We start from the raw sequence: 21,634 nt of genomic DNA, 5'->3' as shown, positions 1-21,634 counted from the left end.
GCTCACGGCGATCAGGACGAACCCGTTCGAGCCGAAGCGAATGCCTGATGGAAAAGGCGGGGAAAGGCGTTAAAGCCGGTCAAGCCAGGGAGGATGAGGGGGCAAGCGATGCGTTTGGCGCAAAGAAACTGCTAAGCGATTACGCCAACTGTGGGAGACCAAGCTCCGCGAGGGTGTCGCTGCAGCCCGGTACCCGATGTCGGATACCGGACCCTTCAAACTTTACAGCGGCTTGATGTTAGCCGCTTGCAGACCCTTGGGGCCTTGCTTCGTTTCGAAGCTCACCTTCTGGTTTTCAGCCAGCGTCTTGAAGCCGTCGCCGCTGATTTCCGAGAAGTGAGCGAACAGGTCGTCGCCGCCCTTGTCCGGTGTAATGAAGCCAAAGCCTTTGCTGTCGTTGAACCACTTAACGGTACCGGTATCCATGAAGAATCCTTGAGGTAGAAAAAGTAAGAAATCGCTCGCTATGGAGCACGTGAAGCGTCAAGGAGGGAATGGACAACGAATACCGCTGAGGGAGCGAGCAATTGATGAACAGCAATCGAACTTCTTGAACTTCGAGGGCCACAATAGCGGTTCGGGACTACTGTCGTCAAGAACTATCTTGTAAAGTTTCCGTCGGGCGGCGTGCGGCGGAGCGCCAAATGGTCAGCCCCCCTTAAGAAAACGGCGCGCGGCGAACCCTCTGGATGTCATGCCTGGCATGGTTTGCAAGGATTCGGCTCGGAGCGGGCCGAGGCTCCGCACCTCGAGACGCGTTAAAGTCCGACGCGATGTGCCGCAATGATCAATCTGAGGCCCAGGGCAGTGATCGCACCGGCCGCAACCCTGTCGACCCAGGTCTTCGCCCGCAGATACAGTTCGCGTGGACGCTTGCTGGAAAAACACAATGCGACGACCGTATACCACCCGGCTTCAATCGAGAAGATCGCTGGAGGCAACGCGAAATAACACCACAGCGGCGGATGCTGGGGTAACAGGGCCGCGAATATGCTGCCGTAATAAATAGCGGTTTTCGGATTGCTGAGTTGTGTGCTCAAACCAATCCAGAAAGATTTTCTCGGATTGGCGCTGGCATTCGCTTGCCCCTGGTTGAACGCGAGCGGGGTCTTTGCGCCCCGCCAGATCTTCGACGCAAGATAGATCAGATACAGGCCGCCTGCCACCTTGAGGCTCACATACAACCACGTGACCGCGGCCAGCAAGGTGTACAGCCCTAGCAAGGCGATGCCGCTAAAGAACACGCCGCCGATTCCCATGCCAAGCGCGGTCGCCAGTCCGTCGCGCCGCGACAGGCCGATCGAGTTGCGCGCGACGATGACAAAACTCGGTCCTGGGCTCATGGCGCCGATCAAAAGCGCAGTGAGAATAGCGGCGATTGCAGTTGACGGAGACATGGCTGCTTTCCTTTTGAGTAGGGCGAAAGAAAGTCTGGAACGACAAAATAGCACGCTACTGCCGCGATATCGAGGTCTCCACCGCGTATTGCCGTGCGCGGCGGAAAAAATGGGTGCTAAAATCCAGATATAGACGCTGAAGCAGCCCTTGAGGGTAAAGGGCCAGACGGGCGACGATTCGAGCCGCTTGCCGAACGGATTTCCTGATCAATAGATTTGTCGGGCATCATTTCCGGGGGCGCATTTGCGCAAAAGGCAAGGTGAGGTCGAACGGCGTTCGGCTCACCCGAATCACGCATAGGCTTCGCGTTTCTCAGCGAAGCCTTTTATTTTTTCAAAACGCGCGCAATATCAGCCGCGACATCGGTACGTTATGAAAGAGCGAGAAGAACAACGGATGTTCGACCTCGACGGGAACGCGCGTGAGCGGCTGGTCCTGTGGATACGTCGCCGCATGGACGAATACGGCATTACGATGGAAGCATTGGCCGCGGCGATTGAAGCGGACGCTCATGCAACCAAGGCGATAATGTACCGGGACGCCTACGGCAACACATGGGACGGCCAGGGCGATAAACCCGATTGGCTCGCGCGTGCGATTTACGCCGGTCAGAATATCGAGCATTTCCGCTGTTAAACCCCTGCTGAATCGGGCTTTTCCAGTGGGCGCTAAATACGCGCCGGCCTGCGATATGCCATCTCCTTCCTGCTAGCCTTCGGACACATCGGTCCGGGTAGAGGCTTTGTCATCCCCAGACAAGCTATCGATATGAACAACGCTTCGTTGGCACACCCGTAGCGGGTGGCTACGATGAACGGTCATCCTTTACGAGCGCAGTAAAGCGCGCGTCCCCTTCGATGACTGTTCCTGTTCTGACCGCTCGCGCGGTTTCGAAACGCTTTGGTCCTACGCTCGCGCTCGATCGTGTCGATCTGTCGATTCATGCGGGCGAAGTGGTTGCGCTAATGGGCGCGAACGGCGCCGGCAAGTCGACTCTCGTGAAGATTCTTAGCGGCGTCTATTCTCCCGATGAAGGTGAGCTCTCGTTGCGCGGGCAACCGCTTCGTCCTGCTTCGCCGCACGATGCCAAACGGAGCGGTGTTTCGACCGTTCATCAATCGATTGCGGATGCAGTGGTGCCGACGCTTTCGATCGCGGACAACCTGTTGCTCGACCGCTTGTGCGATCCGTCCTCGCCGTGGCGCGCGACGCCTGCCGCCCGTCTTCAGGCGGCCGCGCCGTTGGCCGAGCGTGTTGGGCTCGAGGTTGATCTGTCCGCACCGCTCGCCTCGTTGTCGCTCGCGTCGCAGCAGTTGGTGACGTTGGCGCGTGCGTTGGCGACGCGGCCCGCGCTGCTGATTCTCGACGAGCCCACCGCCAGTCTGTCTGCCCCTGAGGCCGAGCGTCTCTTCGGTCTGCTTGACAGGTTGCGCGCCGAGGGTGTCGCGATCCTGCTGGTGTCGCACCGGCTGGGCGATCTGCGCCGCATTGCCGGACGCGTGACGATTGTGCGCGATGGGCGCATCGTCGCCGATCTGTCTGCACCGATCGATTTCGATGCCGCGGTTGAAACGATGATCGGCCGTCCGTTGCGTACTAAAGCTGCTGATGCGAGCGCAACGGCGGCGTTCGGCTCTGCTTGCGCTTCCGCTTTTGCGACACAGGTGCCGTATTTCAGCGTGCGTGATCTTCAGTTGACGCCCGGCAGCATCCCCTTCGATCTCGATGTGCAGCGCGGTGAAATTGTCGCGATTGCCGGTCCGGTCGGCGGTGGCAAATCCCGCTTCGCGCGAGCCATTTTCGGCGCGTCGCGCCCTGCGGCGGGGGCGATGACGCTCGATGGCAAGCCGTGGCGTCCTCGCTCACCCGCCGATGCAATCCGTGCCGGCGTGTTCCTCGCCGGTGAGGACCGTTGGCGAAGCTCGCTGTTTCCGGATAGCGTGCCGTTCGCTTCGATTGCGGGCACGCTTAGTTTTCCGTTCCTGTCACGCTGGTTCAAGCACGGCAGGGTCCAACGCGCGCGCGAACAGCGTGCCGCGACTGAAGCGATCGAACGCTTCGGGATTCGCTGCACAGGCCCTGACGATCGTCTCACGCGGCTTTCCGGTGGCAACCAGCAGAAGGTAGTGCTAGCGCGTTGGCATGCGCAGCCCGCACGCCTGCTATTGCTGGACGAACCGTTTCAAGGCGTGGATGCCGGAGCACGTGCCGATATCGTCGATACGCTGCGTCGCCGTGCGCCCGAACGCGCCACTCTCGTCTTCGTCAGCGATCTCGAAGAGGCACTCGAGATCGCAGATCGCGTCGTTCGCTTCGACCGAGCGACGCTCGATCATGTTTCCCATTCCGATCTCACTTCCTACGTTCACTCATGAAAACCAGCCCTTCGGTTACCTCCGATGTTGCCTCTGAAGGCGTCCCCGCTATCCACGAGTCTGCTGGTCGAATTCGCCCCAGCTGGCTGCAAAGGCTGCGCGTGCAACTCGAACGGACCGGCATGCTGCTCGTGCTTGCGTTGCTCGTCATCGTATTCGCCGTCAACCAGCCGGCGTTTTTGAACATCGACAATCTCTTCAGCATTTTGCAAGCGGTGTCGATTGTCGCGTTGCTGGGGATTGGCGTAACAGTGACGCTTGCCGCGGGCGGCTTCGATCTTTCCGTGGGCAGTGTGGCTGCCTCGGCGCAGATGGCGGCGAGCTATGTGCTAATCGTCTGGCACGGCAATGCGCTGGAAGCGGTTGCGGCATGCCTCGTCCTTGGTGTCGCCGCAGGCCTGTTTAATGGCCTGCTGATTACACGTCTGCGTGTGCCGGACCAGTTGGCAACACTTGGCACGCTGTTTCTGCTTGCCGGTCTGCAATTGATTCCGACGGGCGGCCGTTCGCTCGCAACTGGCACGATTCTGCCCGATGGCACTGAAACGACAGGTGTCTTCCCCGATGCGTTTCTTGCGCTCGGGCGCCTGCGATTGTTCGATGTCGTGCCATTGCCGGTGATCGTGCTGCTCGTGCTCACCGTAGTGGCGTGTGTCGTGATGGAAACCACACGCTGGGGGCGGGTCATCTACGCAATTGGCGGCAACGAAACAGCGGCGCGCCTCGCCGGTGCGCCGACCGCGCGATATCGCGTCGCTGCCTACGTCGCGTCGGGCGTGATTGCCTCGCTGGGTGGCGTGCTGATTGCCGCACGTGTTGGGCGTGGCGACGTCAGCGCAGGCCATTCGATGCTGCTCGATGCGGTGGCGGCTGCGCTGGTCGGCTATGCAGTTTGGGGCGCCAAGCGGCCCAACGTGTTTGGTACGGTAGTCGGCGCGGTATTCGTCGGCGTTTTGCTTAACGGCCTGACGATGCTAAACGCGCCGTACTACATGCAGGATTTCATCAAGGGCGTATTGCTGGTGGGTGCGTTGGCGTTCACGTTCAGCGTGGGGCGTGGCACGGAATCTCACGCATAGCGGCCACGCCTTTGCGCGAAGCTGACGGCCAGCACGGCGAAGATCAACGCACCGGTCGCAACCTGCTGCCAGTAGAAATTCCAGCCAATCAGCAGCAAACCGTTTGCGACCAGGCTTAGCAGCAGGACACCAAGCAGTGTGCCGACGACGCCGGGACGGCGAGTCGGTGACAACGTCGTACCAATGAAGGTCGCACCGATCGCATTGAGCAGATAACCGTTGCCGGCCTGCGGTACGTAAGCTTTGACGGTTGAAGACAAGATCAAACCGACGACGCCATAAATCAATGCGCTGGCAATAAACGTCACCAGCGTGACGGCCGCAACCGGCAGGCCGGAATAACGTGCCACGCCGGGTTGTGCGCCGAGCGCGGTTAGCTGCCTGCCTAACGCGGCATGCGCGAGTGTGACATGCACGCCGAGCGCCAGCACCGCCACGATCCAGAGCGGCACAGGCAGGCCTGCAAATGTGCCGTGTGCCAGCGCGCTAAAGAGCGGCGGCAACGCGACGTTGAGCAGGTATACCGGCTGACCGCCGTCGGTGGCGAGCTGTTGGACAGTCTGGCCGATAAAGAGCGTGCCCAGCGTAGCAAGAAACGGTGCAATGCCAAGCCAGCCGATCAGCACGCCGTTAAACGCGCCGACGACGAGCGCTGCAGCAAGGCCGCCGAGCGCCGCGGGCACGACGCCAACCTGGTGTGCGCTTAGCAGGACAAACGCGAGGCTGGCTACATCGATTGATGTGCCGAGCGATAGATCAATGGCACCCAGCGACAACACGAGCGTCATCCCAAGCGAAGCAATTGCCAGCAGTGCGAAATTGTTCAACAGCACGTTAGCAAGATTATCCGCTCGCGCGAAACCGGGCGCGAACATCGCGAAGAAAGCGATCACCGCAATCAGTGCCGCCACCAGCGCGAAGCGCTGCAAGCGGCCAATCTGTTCAATCATGAGCTTGATTCCCTGCATGGCGGCGCACGAGCGCCGTAGTGGCAACGACGAACAGGATCAATGCACCTTCGACACCGTTGACCCAATAGCTCGATACGTTGTCGAGCTGAAACCCGTTGCTGATGACGCCGATAAAGAGAACGGCGAGCAGTGTGCCAGGGATGGTCGGCACGAGCCGCCGCGAAAATACGACGCCGAGTAGCGCTGCGGCCACGGTGGCGAGCAGATTCTCCCCGGCGCCGGGCGAACTACCGCTGAGCAGTGCGGTAGACGCCAACGCAGCGAGCGCTGCGGCAATCCCACTCAATATGTAGCTCGCAGCAATATAGCGGTTCGTCCGTATGCCGGCGGCCTGCGCTGCATCGCGATGCGCACCGGTGGCGCGTAGCCGCAGCCCGAATGGCGTGTAATGAACCACTACCGTAAACAACGCGGCAACGACGAGCAGCGCGTAGGCAAGATGCGGCACGCCGAATGCGCCGTTATCGAGCAGAGAGCTCAGCAGTGTGCCGCTCGCAGGCACTGACGTGTTCTGCGTCAGCACCAGTTCGAATCCGGCACAGAGATTCATCGTGGTCAGCGTGGCGAGCAGCGGAAAGATGCGCAGTACGATAACGGCGAATGCGTTAAGCGCACCGACTCCCGCGCCTGCTGCGAGCGTCAACAGCAGGGCATTGTCAGGTGCGATGCCTTCGCGTTGTGCTACGGCATAAACGGCCGCACACAGTCCGAGATTGGCCGCCACCGAAAGATCGAGACCGCCTCTAAGCGGATCCGCACCGCCACCGATCAGCACAACCGTCAAACCGAAACCGAGAATCCCAACGACAATGGATTGCTGCAACACGTTCGCAAGATTCCCAACCGTGAAAAACAACGGCGAGCTCACCGCGAAGCCAATAAAGACCACGGCGAACGCGAGCGCCGCGCCGCTTCTCAGCCACCATTGAGCGCCGAAGAGCCGCTCGGGCAATTCGAACTTGCTGGTACGCGGCGCGGCATCGAGTACCTTGCTCATGCTGCGATCTCCTGTTGTCCTGTCGAACCGTGCGTACCGCGTGCTCCGGTGGCCCATGCGAGCACGTCCTGGCTATCGGCTTCGCTCGAAACAAGTTCGCGCACGATGCGGCCGCGCGCCATCACGAGCACGCGGTCGGTGACGCCGAGCAGTTCGATCAGGTCGCTGGAGAACAGCAGGACGCCGGCACCATCGCGGGCGAGCCGGTCGAGTAGCCGGTAGATTTCGATCTTTGCGCCGACGTCGACGCCCACTGTGGGTTCGTCCAGCAGATAGAGCGAAGAGGTGCGGCTCAGCCATTTCGCGAGCGCGACCTTCTGCTGGTTGCCGCCGGAGAGATGCCGTACAGGAGTTTCCGTACTGGACGTGCGCACCGCCAGTTCTTCGATCAGGCGTTGCACGGTATCCGTTTCGCGGCGTTGCGCTAGTAGTCCGAAACGACTGAAACGGGCGAGGCTTGCAAGCGTCGTGTTCTCTCGCACCGAGAGCGCTGGCGCTACGCCATGCGCGCGTCGGTCCTCGGGGACGAAAGCGATGTGCTCGCGCACAGCGTCTTGGGGACGGCGCAGGCGCACCGCCTTGCCGTCCACTTCTATTTCGCCCTGCACCCCGCGTTCGAGGCCGAACAGGCTGCGCACTACGGGCTTGCCACCGGAGCCGAGCAAACCGGTGATGCCGACGATCTCGCCGCGTCGCACATTGAACGACACGTCTTCAAAGCGTCGCGGCGCGCTCAGATTGCGCACGTTGAGGACAACTTCCCTCGGCGTGCGCGCTGACGTTTCAGCTCGCGCTTCCGCCTGAGTGCCGATCATTGCAGTGACGAGGGCTTCGGTAGACGTCGAGCGCGCGTCGACATGGGCGACATCCACGCCGTCGCGCAACACGGTGACCTGATCGCAGATGGCAGCGATCTCGTTGAGGTAGTGCGACACGTACAGGATCGTCAGGCCGCGTTGCCGCAAACGGTCGATGGTTTGCAGCAGACGGTCCACTTCACGGCTAACCAGTGCGGCCGTCGGTTCGTCGAAGACGAGAATGTGCGGCTCACGGACCAGTTCGCGCGTGATCTGCACGATCTGTTGTTCAGCGACGCTCAGGTCCCCGATGAGCCGATTCGGTGGAATGTCGACCCCAAAGTGGTTGTGCAACGCGTCGCGCGCGTCGCGGTTCATGCGTCGCACGTCGAGCAGCCGGAAGCCGTTCGTTACCTTTGGGCCTATGGCGCGTTCGTCGCCGAGCCAGAGCGCTTCGGCCACCGTGAAGGTGGCCGGCAGCAAGCGCTCCTGGTGAATGAAACCAATCCCCGTGGCGTTTGAGCGGTCCGACGCGGCGAGCGCTTGCGAGACTCCTTCGACGGCGATCGTGCCCGAGTCGGCGTCGTGAATGCCGGCGAGGATCTTGATGAGCGTCGACTTGCCCGCACCGTTCTGTCCGATCAGGCCGTGAACGGTACCGCGCGCTACCTTCAGCGAGGCGCCGCGCAGCGCGGGCACACCGTCGAAATGCTTGACGATGTCGTGCAGCTCGAGCGCAGCAGGGATTTCGGCGCTCATTTTGCAGCGAGCTGACCGAGGGTCTGCTGGATCGTGCCGGCGTTGTCCTTGGTGACGAGGATGGACGGCACATAGGTGTACGGCGCCAACGTGTGATCGCCGGCGAGATAGCGCGCAACGTTATCGACCGCGGTTTTGCCGATCAACGCGGGTTGCTGCGCGACGACAGCCGCGGCGCTGGATTTCGGATCCTTGACGAGCGTGACGACGTCAGGGCTGCCATCGACCGCATAGGTCTTGATCTCGTCGCGATGCGCGGCATCCACGGCCTGAGTGGCGCCAACCTGCGGCACGTCCCAGGCGGACCAGATCGCAGCAACCTGTCCCTTCGGATACTTCTGCAGCAACTGGCTCACTTGCGCATACGCGCTTTGCACCGTGTTAGGAATTACATCACGCAGTTCGGGCTGGATGATGTGTACTTTCGGGTAGTACTTGAGCACGGCCTTCAACTGGTCATAGCGGATCGCGCACACCGGCACGCCGTAAAAGCCGTTGAAGACGAGGATGTTGCCTTCGCCGTGGATGTCGTTGACGAGCTTTAGCGCGAGCTGCTCGCCGATGAAGAAATTATCCGAAGTGGTGTCGTTGATGCTCGACGGCGAAGCGGTATCGATCGTAAACAACGGGATGTTGGCCTGGCGGATTTTCTGCAACCACGGCTCGAGCACCGTTGCAGTACCCAATTGCTCCACGATTGCATCGGGCTTCTGCGCGATCAAGGTTTGAATCTGCGCGATCTGGCGATTGTCGTTACGGCCCGCGTCGAGTGCGATCGGTGTGCCGCCGAGGCGCTTCACTTCGTCGACAGCGCCCTGGTAAGCCTTGAGGTCCCAGTAGTGATCGGTGCCCGCAGCGGTAATGCCGATGCGCTTGCCTTTGAGCGAAGGCACGGAAGCCGCGTTGTCGGTTGCATCTGCTGCGGGTGCAGCGCCCTGGGCGTGAGCGTGAATGGCGATACCGCCGACCAGGCCAAAGACTGTCGCGGCCAGCAACGAAGAGAGAGTGTTGTGCAAGCGTTTCATGTTGTCCAGATCAAAGAGGCAGAAGGTGTCCAGCTTGCGACGACTTTAATCAACAACCCGCTGCGCATGAAACCATCAAATCCAACTATGCTTATCACGCTTTAGCCGAAGTGCTTATGCGCGATTCCATGGCAGTTGGTTTGCCATCCGAAGGAATATCTATTTCTCAAACGTTCAGTTTGCGCGTGTCGTACCCGCTGATAGATTGTGCGAACAGTCACTCAAGCGGAGATTTGTATGGCCGAGCTTTACGAAGCGACCTCATCGCATACAAGCGGTGCAGGTCAGCATGCGGTGCGCCTCATTCGGGACGACGCCCAGGCCATCGCCGTGGCGCACGAACTGGCGGTTCGCCTCGCGCAAGACGCGCCGCAGCGGGATCGCGAGCGCCGTTTGCCGCATGAAGAGATCGAGTGGTTCTCGCAATCAGGGCTGTGGGCGATCACCGTGCCGAAGGCTTATGGTGGCGCGGGTGTTTCCTTCGTCACGCTTACCGAAGTGATCAAGATCATCGCGGCGGCAGATCCGTCGTTGGGACAGTTGCCGCAAAACCACTTCGGCCTTGTCGATGTGATTTCGCTGACCGGCACGGAAGATCAGAAGCGCTATTTCTTTACCCAGATACTGGAAGGCAAGCGCTTCGGCAACGGCTTCTCCGAGAAGGGCACGAAGCACGTACTCGATCTGAAAACGCGCGTGCGGCGTGATGGCGGCGACTACGTGGTCGATGGCACCAAGTTCTATTCGACCGGCGCACTGTTTGCGCATTTCGTGCCGGTGCTGGGGCTCGACGACGAGCGCAAGGGCTGGCTCGCTTATATCCCGAAGGGCACTCCAGGCCTGAATGTGATCGACGACTGGTCGGGCTTCGGGCAACGCACTACTGCGAGTGGCACGGTGGTGCTCGAAGCGGTGCGCGTGCCGGCGTCGCATGTCTTTCCTGCGCATCGCGTCTCCGATTTTCCCACGCTGAATGGCCCGATCTCGCAGATCATCCAGGCAGCAATCGACGCCGGCATCGCGCAAGCGGCGATAGCGGATACCCTGAAGTTCGTGCGCACGCGTTCGCGCCCGTGGATCGACAGTAACGTCGAGCGCGCCAGCGACGATCCTTTGACCGTGCGCGAAGTCGGGCACCTGCATATCCAGTTGCACGCGGCCGAAGCGCTGCTCGAACGCGCCGCAAGGACACTCGATGTGATCGCCGCGAAAGGCGACACGACCGAGGACGACGTTGCGGTGGCGTCGGTGGCAGTAGGTGAAGCGAAGGTGTTGACCACTGAGATTGCGTTGCTGGCGAGCGAAAAGCTCTTCGAACTGGCCGGGACGCAATCCACGCTGGGCGAACACAATCTCGACCGGCACTGGCGCAATGCACGCACACATACGTTGCATGATCCCGTCCGCTGGAAATATCACCTGGTCGGCAACTACTATCTGAACGGCGTCAAACCGGCTCGCCATCCGTGGAATTGACGTTATGAATGCTTTTGCAGAAACCGTGGCTTCTCACGCGCCTCATGCGCCGCAGGCAGCGCGTATCGCGAACGATCAGCAGGCACTCGAGGTTGCACATGCGGTTGCGGGCACGCTTGCGGAAGGCGCTTCGCAGCGCGACCGCGAGCGCCGCTTGCCGTATGCCGAGATCGGCATCTATTCGGCGAGCGGTCTGTGGGGCATTGCTGTGCCGCGCGAGTTTGGCGGCGCGGAGGTCTCGTACGCCACGCTTGCAGAGGTGACCGCAATCATCTCCGAGGCGGATCCGGCGCTCGGGCAGATTCCGCAGAACCACTTTTACATGCTCGACGTGCTGCGCGTAAACGGTACACGCGAACAACAGGCGTTCTATTTCGAACGTGCACTGGCGGGAGAGCGATTCGGCAATGCGCTCTCCGAGCGCGGCACAAAAACAGTCGCCGATTATCGGACCACGCTCGTGCCGGACGGCGATGGCTTTCGCGTCAACGGCACGAAGTTCTACTCGACGGGTGCGCTGTTTGCGCAGTGGATTCCGATTGTCGCAAAGGCGGCGGACGACACCTTGTATGTTGCTTTCGCTAGCGCGCAAACACCGGGGCTGTCCGTGGTGGATGACTGGTCCGGATTCGGCCAACGCACGACCGGTAGCGGCACGACTACGCTCGACAACGTGTACGTCGAGGCATCCGCCGTCGTGCCTTACAGCTCGGCGTTCGACGCGCGGCCCACGACGGTCGGGCCGATCGGTCAACTGATTCACGCTGCGGTCGATCTCGGCATCGCACGCGCCGCTGTTGCCGACGCACGGCGTTTCGTGCGCGAACGTTCGCGACCGTGGATCGATAGCGGGGTTGAGCGAGCGAGTGATGATCCGCTAACGCTCGAACTGTTCGGCAAGCTTGCACTGCAATTGCACGCGGCCGAGGCGCTTCTCGAACGTGCCGGACGGCGAGTGGACGCTGCGGTTAAGGAGTCGACAGCGCAGACGGTCGCTTCGGCTTCCATTGCCGTGGCCGAAGCGCGTGCCGCGACCACTGAGATCGCGCTGCAGGCGTCCACGCGTCTGATCGAGCTGGCCGGTACCCAGGCCACGCTTGCCGAGCACAACCTCGATCGTCACTGGCGCAATGCACGCACTCATACCTTGCACGACCCGGTGCGCTGGAAATACATCGCGGTTGGCAACTACTACCTGAACGACGTACTGCCCCCGCGTCACGGCGCGATTTGACGTTCAATTCGCGCTTGCCGTGGGCATTGTGCGCATCACCTAACTGGATCCGACTATGGCCAGACAGATCCGTCTAAACGCATTCGACATGAACTGCGTCGGACATCAATCGCCGGGATTGTGGGCGCATCCGCGCGACACATCCTGGCGCTACAAGCACCTCGATTACTGGACCGATCTCGCGAAGCTGCTCGAGCGCGGCAAATTCGACGGCCTGTTCATTGCTGACGTGCTCGGCATCTATGACGTTTTCAAGGGCAACGGCGAATCGGCGATTCGTCAGGCCGCGCAGGTGCCGGTCAACGATCCGGTGTTGCTGGTGTCCGCAATGGCTCACGTGACCGAGCATCTCGGCTTTGGCGTGACGTGTTCGCTTTCGTACGAACATCCTTATCCGTTCGCGCGGCGTATGTCCACACTCGATCACCTGACCAACGGACGAGTCGGCTGGAACATCGTCACGTCGTATCTGGACAGCGCGGCACGCAACGTCGGATTGCCGAGCCAGGCCAATCATGACGAACGCTACGCGTTGGCCGAAGAGTATCTGGATGTCTGCTACAAGCTGTGGGAATCGTCATGGGAAGACGATGCCGTGGTACGCGATGCGACACGGCAGGTCTTTACCGAACCCTCCAAGGTGCATCCGATCGATCACCACGGACAGTATTTCGACGTACCAGGTATTCACCTCTGTGAACCGTCGCCCCAACGTACACCGGTGTTGTATCAGGCGGGCGCGTCGAAGAGAGGCAAGGATTTCGCGGCGCAGCACGCCGAATGCATCTTCATAGCAGCGCCTTCGCGAACCATTCTGAAGCAGTTTGTGGCCGATATTCGCGCTCGCGTGAAGTCGTTCGGCCGTGATCCGCACGACGTGCTGATCTTTAATCTGCATACCGTGATTACCGGCAAGACCTCGGCCGAAGCGCACGCCAAGCATGCGGACTACCGGCGCTACACGAGCGATGAGGGCGCGCTTACGTTGATGTCTGGTTGGACAGGTATCGACCTGTCGAAGTACGACCTCGACGAGCCGCTGCGTCATGTGGAGAGCAACGCGGTGCAGTCCGCGGTGGAAGCGCTCTCGAGCGCCGATCCTACGCGTGTGTGGACCGTGCGTGAGATCGCGAAGTGGGGCGGCATAGGTGGCCTTGGGCCGCTCTCGGTTGGCGATCCGCAGGAGATTGCCGACGAACTGCAATCATGGGTCGAAGAGACCGATGTCGATGGTTTCAACCTCGCCTACGCGTTGACGCACGAGACGTTTAGCGATTTCGTGGATCTGGTTGTGCCCGAACTGCAACGACGTGGCGTCTACAAGACCGAGTATGAGAGCGGCACGTTGCGCGAAAAGCTGCACGGCGGCAGTGCGCGTCTGGCTGAGCCACACCCGGGCGCACGCTATCGCGCTCATCACACGGCCCATGCGGACTAACGCTTCGCCTTCGAATTTAAAACTTCACGAACTATTAGACAACGCGCTGAGGAGCATTCATGAAATCACTGTTTCGTCGTATATCGGGTGGGCGTCGCATGGTCGGCGCGTTGGCACTCGTGTCTGCGACCGTGTTGCTGGGTCAGACAATCCAGGCCGAGCCGCTCAAGGGCGCACCAGCACCGTTCAATAAAGGTGGCGTGAAGATCGCGCTGGTCAACTACCTGTCGACTGGGGACTTCTTCCAGGCCTATGAGGCCGGAGCACAGAAACAGGCGAAGGCGCTTGGCATCGATCTGCGCATTTACGAAGGACGGCAGGACGCCGCCGAGCAGCGTGAGCAGATCCAGCAGGCGATCAGCCTGGGGGTCTCGGCGATCATCGTGAATCACGGCTTACCGGAATCGCTTAAGGATGTGGTGCAGCGCGCGCTCGACAAGGGCATCAAGGTGGTCGCATTCGACGTCGACCTGAATAATCCCAAAGTGCCGCAGATCGAGCAGAGCGATCATGATCTGGCCACGCTGTTGCTGACTCAGGCAGTGAAAGATAATGGCGATTCATTCGCGGCAGGGTATGTGTACGTAGCGGGCTTCGCACCGCTCGATCGCCGCGATGCGGTGTGGCGCGACTTCAAGAGCGCGCATCCGCAGGTGCAGGAGAAAGCGCGTTGGGGCACGGTGGACAACCCGATCGCGCAATCCGTCGCGAATCAGGCGGCCGCTGCTTACCGTGCGCATCCGGAGATTCGCGTGGTGTTTGCCCCGTATGACGAATTTGCGCGTGGTGCGACGCTCGCGGCGAACGAGGCGAACCTCGGCTCGAAGCTCCGCATTTACAGCGCGGACATTTCGACCGCGGACATCGAAGCGATCCGCGCGCCGGATAGCCCGTGGGTCGCCACAGCTGCAACCAATCCGGCGGTCGTGGGCGCAGTGTCGGTACGCGCGGCCGCGCTGGAAGTGGCAGGAGATGATCCCGGGCATCACATCGTGGTGAAGCCGACCCTGATCACACGCGACGACCTCGTGAAGAACGACATCAAGACGGTTGCCGAACTGGGCGCCAAATTCCCGGCTTTTCGCGCGAGCGACGCGGCCAGTGCGGCGTGGATTCCGGCCGCGGAATGAAGTCACGGCTGGGCTGAAGCCCGGCAATCCGGCATTGGCAGGACGGGTGTCTTGAGCGACAATCGCGGCCATCGGTCGACACCCGTCGCGAGGAGCTTGCCATGTCGGTACTGGTACTGGGGTTGGTGATTTTTCTGGGCGCGCATTCGGTGCGAATCTTTGCCGAATCGTGGCGTACACGGCAGATTGCGCGCTTGGGGGCGAATGGGTGGAAGGGCCTCTATTCGGTAACCTCTGGCGTGGGGTTGGTGCTGATCATCTGGGGGTACGGGATCGCACGACGCGATCCTGTCTTGCTGTGGGCACCGCCGGTTTGGGCGCCGCATCTTACTGCATTGCTGACGCTGATTGCATTTGTTCTCTTTGTTGCGGCTTACGTCCCGCGCAATCACTTTAAGACCTGGGTCAAGCATCCGATGTCGCTTAGCGCCGCGTTGTGGGCTTTAGGGCATCTGCTGGCTAATGGGACTTTGAACGCGGTTGTCCTGTTTGCAGCTTTTCTGGTTTGGGGTGTGCTGGGCTATCGCGCTGCGCGGCGGCGGGACCTGGTTTCAGGAGTGGTTTATCCGGCCGGGACGGTGGCGATGGATGCGGTGGCGGTGGTGGTTGGGGTGGTGGCGTGGGTCGTGTTTGTGTTCTGGTTGCACGGGTGGTGGATTGGGGTGAAGCCGTTGGGGTGAGGGCGTCGATGAGCAGTCCGCCAACCACGACACAGCGAAAAAAAGCCCGCACACAAGCGGGCCCAAAGTACTCGGAGTTTCGCGATCAAGATCGCGAGAGGCAATCCTATCGCGCCAATATGAAAGCCCCGTGAAAGATCGATCACAGATCGAAGAACACGGTTTCCTGTTCGCCCTGCATATGGATATCAAACCGGTAAACGGTCTTGCTGGTCCCCGGCACACGTCGCGCGATCAAAGTCGTGCGCCGCTCCGCCGGCACAGCAGCCAACACCGGATCGCTCTCATTGGCCGCCGCCTCGTCGTCGAAATAAATCCGCGTGAACGTATGCAGCAACATCCCGCGCATCGTCAGGATCACATTCAGATGCGGCGCTTCATTCGCTGAAGCCCGCCCCGGCTTTACCGTTTCGACGATAAACCGCTTCTGCGGATCCGTCCCGGTGCCAACCCGAGCAAACCCGCGGAATCCGCTCGACGCGATCTCTTCGCGCGAAGCCGGATACTTCCCCTGGCTGTCCAGTTGCGATATCTCCAGCATCGCATCGCCTACTACCTTGCCATCGCCATCGAACACCTGGCCGACAACCGAAATATGCTCGCCAGCGGCTTCGTAATCGGCAACCGCGGCCGTGAAGAGGCTCTTGAAATCAAAGTTGTACTGCTCGGGGCACAGCCCATACGCGAAGTACGGTCCAACCGTTTGCGAAGGCGTTTGCTTGAGTGTGGTCATGGCTTAGCGCTCCATCGGAGTTTCGTTAGGGCCGCGCAGCACGATGTCGAAATCGTAGCCGAGCGCGTAGGCTTCTTCGGTCGTATCCAGCGAGAAGCGCGATACAAGACGCTCGCGTGCCTGCTCAGGTGTGCCCTGGAAGATCGGATCGAACGCCAGCAACGGGTCGCCGGGGAAATACATCTGCGTCACGAGTCGCGAACCGAAGTGGTCGCCGAACAGCGAGAAGTGGATGTGATTCGGACGCCACGCGTTCGTATGATTGCCCCACGGATACGCGCCTGGTTTGATCGTCAGAAAGCGATACCGGCCCTCGTTATCGGTCAGGCAACGTCCGGCGCCCAGAAAGTTGGGATCGAGCGGCGCATCGTGCTGGTCGGCCTTATGCACATAACGGCCGGCTGCGTTGGCTTGCCAGATTTCGACCAGCGTATTGCGTACCGGGCGGCCACCCTCGTCGAGCACGCGGCCCGTCACGATGATGCGTTCGCCCAGCGGCGCGCCATTGCGTGCGGCGTTGCGCGTCAGGTCGTTGTCGAGTTCGCCGAGGTCTTCCGCGCCATACACCGGCACGCGCTGATCGCGCAGCTTTTCCTTCAGCGGAATCAGCGGGCGTGTCGGGCCGCGCTTCACGGATGAACCGTAGCTGGGATACACGTGAGCGGGGTGCGATTCGAAATCGCGCGGAGTGAGGATGGACTCGTCCATGGGGCGTCTCCTTGGATGAATTATGGGATAGCAGGCTATGTCGGGACTTTAACTAATCCGAGAAGTTATGAAAAATGACGTTTTCTCGCCTTTCGTATAACCTGTCGTTATGCAACGAAGCCTCGCGGATAGCCGCGTCAAATTCCGTCATCTCCAGTGTTTTCTGGCCGTCGCGCAGTTCGGCGGGGTCCAGAAGGCCGCTGAGAGCCTGTCCATCACTCAGCCGGCGGTCTCCAAGACGGTGGCCGAGCTCGAGGCCATTCTCGGCGTCAGGCTGTTCGAGCGCGGCCGTCATGGGGCCGTGATCACCCGCGAGGGGCAGTTGTTCATGCCGCACGCCAGCGCCTGCGTCAGTGCGTTGCGGCTTGGTGTCGATCTGCTGTCGAGGGCCGAAGGCGCGGCGCCGGCGACGCTGGAGATCGGTATTCTGCCCACCGTCGCCAGCGCGCTGGTGCCGCGGGTGCTCAAGCTGTTCGGCGAGCAATGGCCACGCGTGATCGTGCGTCTTGCGACCGGCGCGAACGCGGAACTGCTGGAGCGTTTGAAGGCCGGTTCGATTGAGTTCGCTGTGGGGCGTCTGGCCGATCCCGAGCGAATGGTCGGACTTAGCTTCGAGCAACTTTTCACCGAGCCGCTGATTGCGGTCGTGCGCGCCGGGCATCCGCTCGAGGCAAGCGCCGGGTTGCCGGCCGCGTTGCTCGAAGGCTTCACGGTGGTCGTGCCGCCGTTCGGCACGCTGATCCGGCAGTCCGCAGATAGTCTGCTGGCGGCGTGGGGTGTGCCGCCGCTTTCGGCCTTCGTCGAGGTGCTGTCGGTATCGACGGGCCGCGCGCTGGCGCTCGAGAACGACGCGGTCTGGTTCGTGCCGCAAAGCGCCGTCGAATACGAGTTGGCACATGGCATGCTGGTACGCCTCCCGTTGCCGTTTGCCGGGACCGGCGAGCCAGTCGGCCTGATCCGGCGCTCCGATACGCAGCCGTCGCCGGTGGGGCTGGCCCTCATCGATGCGCTGCGAACGGTCGCGCGGCAACGCATGGCGGATACGGCGGCGGCGCCGGTCAAGGCCAGCGCTAGTGCCGGTGCCCGAGCACGCGGGAGCACCGGCACCGGCGTCAGCGCAAACGCAGACACCGGCGCGCCAAAGGCGTCAAAGCGCCGCCGCAAGCCCGCCTGAGCCTGCTTCCGCCGCGCCCAGGCTCGTTCAGCGAGACAGTCCCGCCAATCCAGCGAGCTCACGCCAAAGTGAACTATTCAGTACAAAATGCAGTTGCGGGCTGCCCCGTCTCCGGTGTACAAACACGGTGCGAAAGTTATGGCGCAATTTGCGTAGTGCGTAACATCCCCAGGTCGCTGCGGCATTGCGTAATCGCGATGGCCTGCGTACAACATCAGGAAGAGCGTCGGAACGTATGAACAAGGAGAGTGCCATGCCCAGCGACCTGCCCACTCCGGGCGACGCGATGCAGGCCGTATCGGACCCGGAACACAATCCGCTCGGCACAGCTGGTCTTGAGTTCGTGGAGTTCGCCGCGCGCGATCCGCAGGGGCTCGGGCAGACCTTCGAGCAACTCGGCTTCAAACCGATTGCGCGGCACGTCAGCAAGGACGTCACGCTATACCGCCAGGGCGAGATGAATTTTCTGCTCAATGCCGAGCCGGATTCGTTCGCTGCGCGCTACGCAGAGGAATACGGCGCGGGCATCTGCGCTGTGGGCATTCGCGTAGCCGACGCCCAGCGGGCCTTCGACCGGGCCGTCGAGCTAGGCGCCTGGGCCTTCGAAGGCGAGAAGGTCGGCAAGGGCGAACTGGTGATCCCGTCCATCCAGGGCATCGGCGATTCGCATATCTACTTCGTCGACCGCTGGCGCGGCCGGGGTGGTCTGCGCGGCGGTGTAGGCGACATCTCGATCTTCGACATCGATTTTCGTCCCATCGAAATCGACACCGCCCACGCGGATCTGAGTCATGCCGGCACGGGTCTGGTCGCCATCGATCATCTGACGCAAACCGTCGGCGCGGGCAGGATGCAGGAGTGGCTCGATTTCTATCGCGACCTGCTTAACTTCCGCGAGATTCACGAGTTGCACGCCAACTGGCATGTTGCCGCGGAATCGCGCGTGATGGTGTCGCCGTGCGGGGCGATCCGTATTCCGCTCTACGAGGAAGGCACGCAGCGTACGAGTCTGATGCATGAGTATTTGCCTGACCATCCGGGCGAGGGTGTGCAGCATATCGCCTTGGCCACCGGCGATATCTTTGCCTGCGTCGAGCAACTGATGGCCAATGGCATCGAATTCGTCGAACCGCCGCCGCGCTATTACGAGCAGATCGATGCGCGTTTGCCGGGGCATGGGCTCGATCTCGAGCGCCTCAAGCGCGGGCGGATTCTGGTGGACGGCGAGATCGGTGTGGATGGCGTGCCGTTGCTGTTCTTTCAGACTTTTGTGCGGCGCCGCGCCGGCGAGATCTTCTTCGAAATCGTGCAGCGCAAGGGACATCACGGATTCGGCGAGGGCAATCTGAGCGCGCTCGCCAAGGCCCGTTGATCGACGTCTCTATTGCCAGATCGACCAGAAGCGTTAGCGAATCGAACGCCGGAAGGCGGGAAGCAGCCGCTCAGTCTTCGTCTGCCTCGCTGGCTAACGCAGGATTCGCGGCCCCATAGGCCGCAGCCTGCTCCAGCAACCACTCGCGGAAGCTCGCTAGCGGCCGGCCGTGGCTGAGCTCGGTGGGATAGACCAGGTAGTAGGCGGCTTCGGCAATCGCCGGCGCGTCGAACGGCACGATCAGCCCGAGTCGAGCGAATTGCGCATCCACGAAGAAGCGCGGCACCAGTGCGATGCCGAGCCCCGCCGCGGCGCCGCTGATCAACATCGTATGCAATTCGTAGCGTACGCCCTGCATCGTACGGTTATCGTCCACACCCAGTTTCTCGAACCAGTTCGCCCAGCCATCCGGGCGCGTCGTCGAGTGCAGCAGCGGGTAGTCGAGCAGTTCGGCGGGCGTTGCCACGGGCCGCTTCAATAGACTCGCCGCGCAGACCGGAATGACCTCCTCGCGAAACAGGAAGTCCGCAGACGTGCCGGGCCAGGTCGGCTTGCCGTAGTGAATCGCCGCTTCGAAGTGGGTCTCCGCAAACGGAAACGTGCCGGTGCGCACGCCCATGTTCACGCGGACGTCGGGATAGCGCGCGTTGAATTCGCCCATGCGCGGAATCAGCCAGTGCGATGCGAAGGTGGGGAGGGCGGCCAGTTCGAGGTAACCGCCGCCGCTGCCGTGCGCGACGATCGACAGCGTGTCGCGGTCGAGTCCTTCCAGCGCCCGGCGCACCTGAGCGCTGTAGACCTTGCCCGCCTTGGTGAGCACGACGCGTTGCTTGACCCGCACGAATAGCCGTACGCCGAGATTGCCCTCGAGCGTCGCAATCTGCCGCGAGACCGCGCTCTCGGTGAGAAAGAGTTCGCGTGCTGCGTGGGTGAAGCTTTCATGCCGTGCCGACGCTTCGAAAGCGAGCAGCGCGCCCATGTTGGGGATCTTGAACTTTCGCACGTTGATTCCGAAAACGCATCAAGTCTGAAGTTTATCTCGCTTTACGGCACCCGCGCGGATTTGAATAATTGCCGTCGAACGATGCCGGGCTTGCGTCCAAGCGACGCGGCACTGGCGGATCCCCCTACATGCGTTGGCTCATGCAGCCCGCGCTCCGGAGAAAGACCGTGCAGAACCCGCGAAATGCAAATGTCGAACAACTGCTGCTGAAACTGATCGGCGCCGAGAAGACCGCGGCGCTCTTCAAGACGCTGAACCATCCGCAAGTACTCAATGAATGGGAACCCGGCGTGGTCACCCGCGCGGAGCTCGCGCAGGCGATGAACATGGTCCTGTTCGAAGACCTGCTGGCGCGCTCGGCGAACGGCCGCGCCTACACGCAGGACGCGCTGACCGCGGGCGGCAGCGTGTACTTCGATCACGGGGCGCTGCGCACGGTGCGTTGGGCGTCGAGTGGAGCGCTGCCGCCGGGCGAGGCCGCATTCGCTCGCATTTTGCGGCCGCTCGGTTTTCGCATCAACGGACGCTATCCGCTCGATCGTCTTGGCATGACGGGCCGCGCATGGGCGCACGAGGATGCACCCGATGAAATCGCCCAGTTCTTCGTCAGCGAACTGCATCCCGAGCGCTTCTCGCCTGAATTTCAGCAGGCCGTCACGAATGTGATCGGGACATCGCGCGATCCGTTGACGCCGCTCGCCACGGCGCATCTTTGGGAGCTCGAGCGTGAAGGCGTGCTGCCACTCGCGGCGGCGCACGAATTGCTACCGGTGATCGTGGGCGCGTTTGCGCGGCAACACGAGACGCCACGCGAGGCCGATTACGAAGTATTGTTGAAGGAGTCGGCGGAAATGGCGTGGATCGCCACCGAAGGTAATGCATTCAATCACGCGACGGATCGCGTCGCCGACGTGTTCCAGCTTTCGGACGACGAAAAAGCCAAGGGACGTCCGATGAAACCCGAAGTCGAGCGTTCGCGTTCGGGCCGGGTGTTTCAGACCGCTTACCGGGCGGATATCGTGAAGCGCGAATTCCGCGCGGCGGATGGCAGCACGGTGACGCGTGAGGTGCCGGGATCGTTCTACGAGTTCATCACGCGCAAGCGGACGTTCGATCAGGACACGCGCCGCTGGGAAACGGACCTGCGTTTCGATGCGGGTAATGCGCAGGGGATCTTCAAGATGACCGCCAGTCAGGCTGCGTAAATTCGCTTCCAGGCTGCTTGATTAGCAGGTCTATGAGCGTGCCGCGCTCATTCGCACGAGAGGGCAGTCGAGGTGGAATC

At 61.5% G+C, this 21,634-nt stretch carries 20 protein-coding genes; 11 read left to right on the top strand and 9 right to left on the bottom strand.

Going from position 1 to position 21,634, the window contains the following annotated elements:
* Positions 1-222: 222 nt before the first annotated feature.
* The gene (locus tag P3T17_RS06580) at positions 223-426 is read right to left on the bottom strand and encodes a cold-shock protein (protein ID WP_012428559.1); all 204 of its coding nucleotides are present in this window, start codon (positions 424-426) and stop codon (positions 223-225) included.
* Between the two features lie 332 nt (positions 427-758).
* The gene (locus tag P3T17_RS06575) at positions 759-1,397 is read right to left on the bottom strand and encodes a LysE family translocator (RefSeq protein WP_429405583.1); all 639 of its coding nucleotides are present in this window, start codon (positions 1,395-1,397) and stop codon (positions 759-761) included.
* A gap of 373 nt (positions 1,398-1,770) precedes the next feature.
* On the opposite strand from P3T17_RS06575, the gene P3T17_RS06570 reads away from it, so the two are divergent.
* From P3T17_RS06570 to P3T17_RS06560, 3 genes are all read left to right on the top strand, one after another.
* Positions 1,771-2,034 (top strand): H-NS family nucleoid-associated regulatory protein, encoded by a 264-nt coding sequence (locus tag P3T17_RS06570; RefSeq protein WP_074266457.1) that lies wholly within the window; start codon positions 1,771-1,773, stop codon positions 2,032-2,034.
* A 221-nt stretch (positions 2,035-2,255) separates the two neighbouring features.
* Complete coding sequence (locus P3T17_RS06565; RefSeq protein ID WP_429405581.1) at positions 2,256-3,773, top strand: sugar ABC transporter ATP-binding protein; 1,518 nt, start codon at positions 2,256-2,258, stop codon at positions 3,771-3,773.
* Between the two features lie 122 nt (positions 3,774-3,895).
* Positions 3,896-4,852 carry an ABC transporter permease gene (locus P3T17_RS06560; protein ID WP_429289304.1) on the top strand — a complete coding sequence of 319 codons (957 nt, stop codon included), beginning with the start codon at positions 3,896-3,898 and terminating at the stop codon, positions 4,850-4,852.
* Here P3T17_RS06560 and P3T17_RS06555 read toward each other — a convergent pair.
* The 4 genes from P3T17_RS06555 to P3T17_RS06540 are packed head-to-tail and all read right to left on the bottom strand — an operon-like array spanning position 4,843 to position 9,401.
* A complete protein-coding gene (locus P3T17_RS06555) occupies positions 4,843-5,802 on the bottom strand; it encodes an ABC transporter permease (protein ID WP_429405579.1) in 960 nt (319 codons plus the stop codon). The genes P3T17_RS06560 and P3T17_RS06555 overlap by 10 nt on opposite strands.
* Positions 5,795-6,820: an ABC transporter permease gene (locus P3T17_RS06550; protein ID WP_074266453.1), complete on the bottom strand. Its 1,026-nt coding sequence runs from the start codon at positions 6,818-6,820 to the stop codon at positions 5,795-5,797. The genes P3T17_RS06555 and P3T17_RS06550 overlap by 8 nt, the downstream gene beginning before the upstream one ends.
* Entirely contained in the window at positions 6,817-8,376 is a 1,560-nt protein-coding gene (locus P3T17_RS06545) for a sugar ABC transporter ATP-binding protein (RefSeq protein ID WP_429405578.1), read from the bottom strand. The genes P3T17_RS06550 and P3T17_RS06545 overlap by 4 nt, the downstream gene beginning before the upstream one ends.
* A complete protein-coding gene (locus P3T17_RS06540) occupies positions 8,373-9,401 on the bottom strand; it encodes a sugar ABC transporter substrate-binding protein (RefSeq protein ID WP_429405576.1) in 1,029 nt (342 codons plus the stop codon). Before P3T17_RS06540 ends, P3T17_RS06545 begins: the two co-directional genes overlap by 4 nt.
* Positions 9,402-9,638: 237 nt before the next feature.
* Here P3T17_RS06540 and P3T17_RS06535 point away from each other — a divergent pair, with 237 nt between their 5' ends.
* The 5 genes from P3T17_RS06535 (at position 9,639) to P3T17_RS06515 (ending at position 15,359) form a co-directional block, all read left to right on the top strand.
* Positions 9,639-10,877, top strand: a complete 1,239-nt coding sequence (locus P3T17_RS06535; RefSeq protein WP_074266450.1) for an SfnB family sulfur acquisition oxidoreductase — start codon at positions 9,639-9,641, stop codon at positions 10,875-10,877.
* Between the two features lie 4 nt (positions 10,878-10,881).
* Complete coding sequence (locus P3T17_RS06530; RefSeq protein ID WP_074266449.1) at positions 10,882-12,111, top strand: SfnB family sulfur acquisition oxidoreductase; 1,230 nt, start codon at positions 10,882-10,884, stop codon at positions 12,109-12,111.
* A 55-nt stretch (positions 12,112-12,166) separates the two neighbouring features.
* Complete coding sequence (locus P3T17_RS06525) at positions 12,167-13,549, top strand: LLM class flavin-dependent oxidoreductase (protein ID WP_429405574.1); 1,383 nt, start codon at positions 12,167-12,169, stop codon at positions 13,547-13,549.
* 59 nt (positions 13,550-13,608) lie between these two features.
* On the top strand, positions 13,609-14,679 hold the full coding sequence (locus tag P3T17_RS06520; protein ID WP_429405572.1) for a substrate-binding domain-containing protein: 1,071 nt from the start codon (positions 13,609-13,611) through the stop codon (positions 14,677-14,679).
* 101 nt (positions 14,680-14,780) lie between these two features.
* Positions 14,781-15,359, top strand: coding sequence for an NnrU family protein (locus P3T17_RS06515; protein WP_429405570.1), 579 nt, complete (start codon positions 14,781-14,783; stop codon positions 15,357-15,359).
* Between the two features lie 142 nt (positions 15,360-15,501).
* Here P3T17_RS06515 and pcaG read toward each other — a convergent pair whose 3' ends face one another.
* Both pcaG and pcaH read right to left on the bottom strand, forming a co-directional pair.
* Complete coding sequence (pcaG, locus tag P3T17_RS06510) at positions 15,502-16,092, bottom strand: protocatechuate 3,4-dioxygenase subunit alpha (protein ID WP_429289279.1); 591 nt, start codon at positions 16,090-16,092, stop codon at positions 15,502-15,504.
* A 3-nt stretch (positions 16,093-16,095) separates the two neighbouring features.
* Positions 16,096-16,800: a protocatechuate 3,4-dioxygenase subunit beta gene (gene pcaH, locus P3T17_RS06505; protein WP_074266444.1), complete on the bottom strand. Its 705-nt coding sequence runs from the start codon at positions 16,798-16,800 to the stop codon at positions 16,096-16,098.
* Positions 16,801-16,909: 109 nt separating this feature from the next.
* Between pcaH and pcaQ the strand changes: the two genes are divergently transcribed.
* Together pcaQ and P3T17_RS06495 are read left to right on the top strand one after the other, a co-directional pair.
* Positions 16,910-17,974, top strand: coding sequence for a pca operon transcription factor PcaQ (gene pcaQ / locus P3T17_RS06500; protein WP_429405569.1), 1,065 nt, complete (start codon positions 16,910-16,912; stop codon positions 17,972-17,974).
* Between the two features lie 253 nt (positions 17,975-18,227).
* The gene (locus tag P3T17_RS06495) at positions 18,228-19,346 is read left to right on the top strand and encodes a 4-hydroxyphenylpyruvate dioxygenase family protein (protein WP_429405567.1); all 1,119 of its coding nucleotides are present in this window, start codon (positions 18,228-18,230) and stop codon (positions 19,344-19,346) included.
* Positions 19,347-19,416: 70 nt separating this feature from the next.
* Here P3T17_RS06495 and P3T17_RS06490 read toward each other — a convergent pair whose 3' ends face one another.
* Positions 19,417-20,349 (bottom strand): LysR substrate-binding domain-containing protein, encoded by a 933-nt coding sequence (locus tag P3T17_RS06490; protein WP_429405565.1) that lies wholly within the window; start codon positions 20,347-20,349, stop codon positions 19,417-19,419.
* A gap of 140 nt (positions 20,350-20,489) precedes the next feature.
* Between P3T17_RS06490 and P3T17_RS06485 the strand changes: the two genes are divergently transcribed.
* A complete protein-coding gene (locus P3T17_RS06485; protein ID WP_429405563.1) occupies positions 20,490-21,554 on the top strand; it encodes a DUF1338 domain-containing protein in 1,065 nt (354 codons plus the stop codon).
* The last annotated feature ends 80 nt before the right edge of the window (positions 21,555-21,634 follow it).

The sequence above is a fragment of the Paraburkholderia sp. GAS82 genome (assembly GCF_050436285.1).
In the GTDB taxonomy this organism is placed as follows: Bacteria; Pseudomonadota; Gammaproteobacteria; order Burkholderiales; family Burkholderiaceae; genus Paraburkholderia; species Paraburkholderia phenazinium_B.
This window is presented reverse-complemented; position numbering and strand designations above follow the sequence as displayed.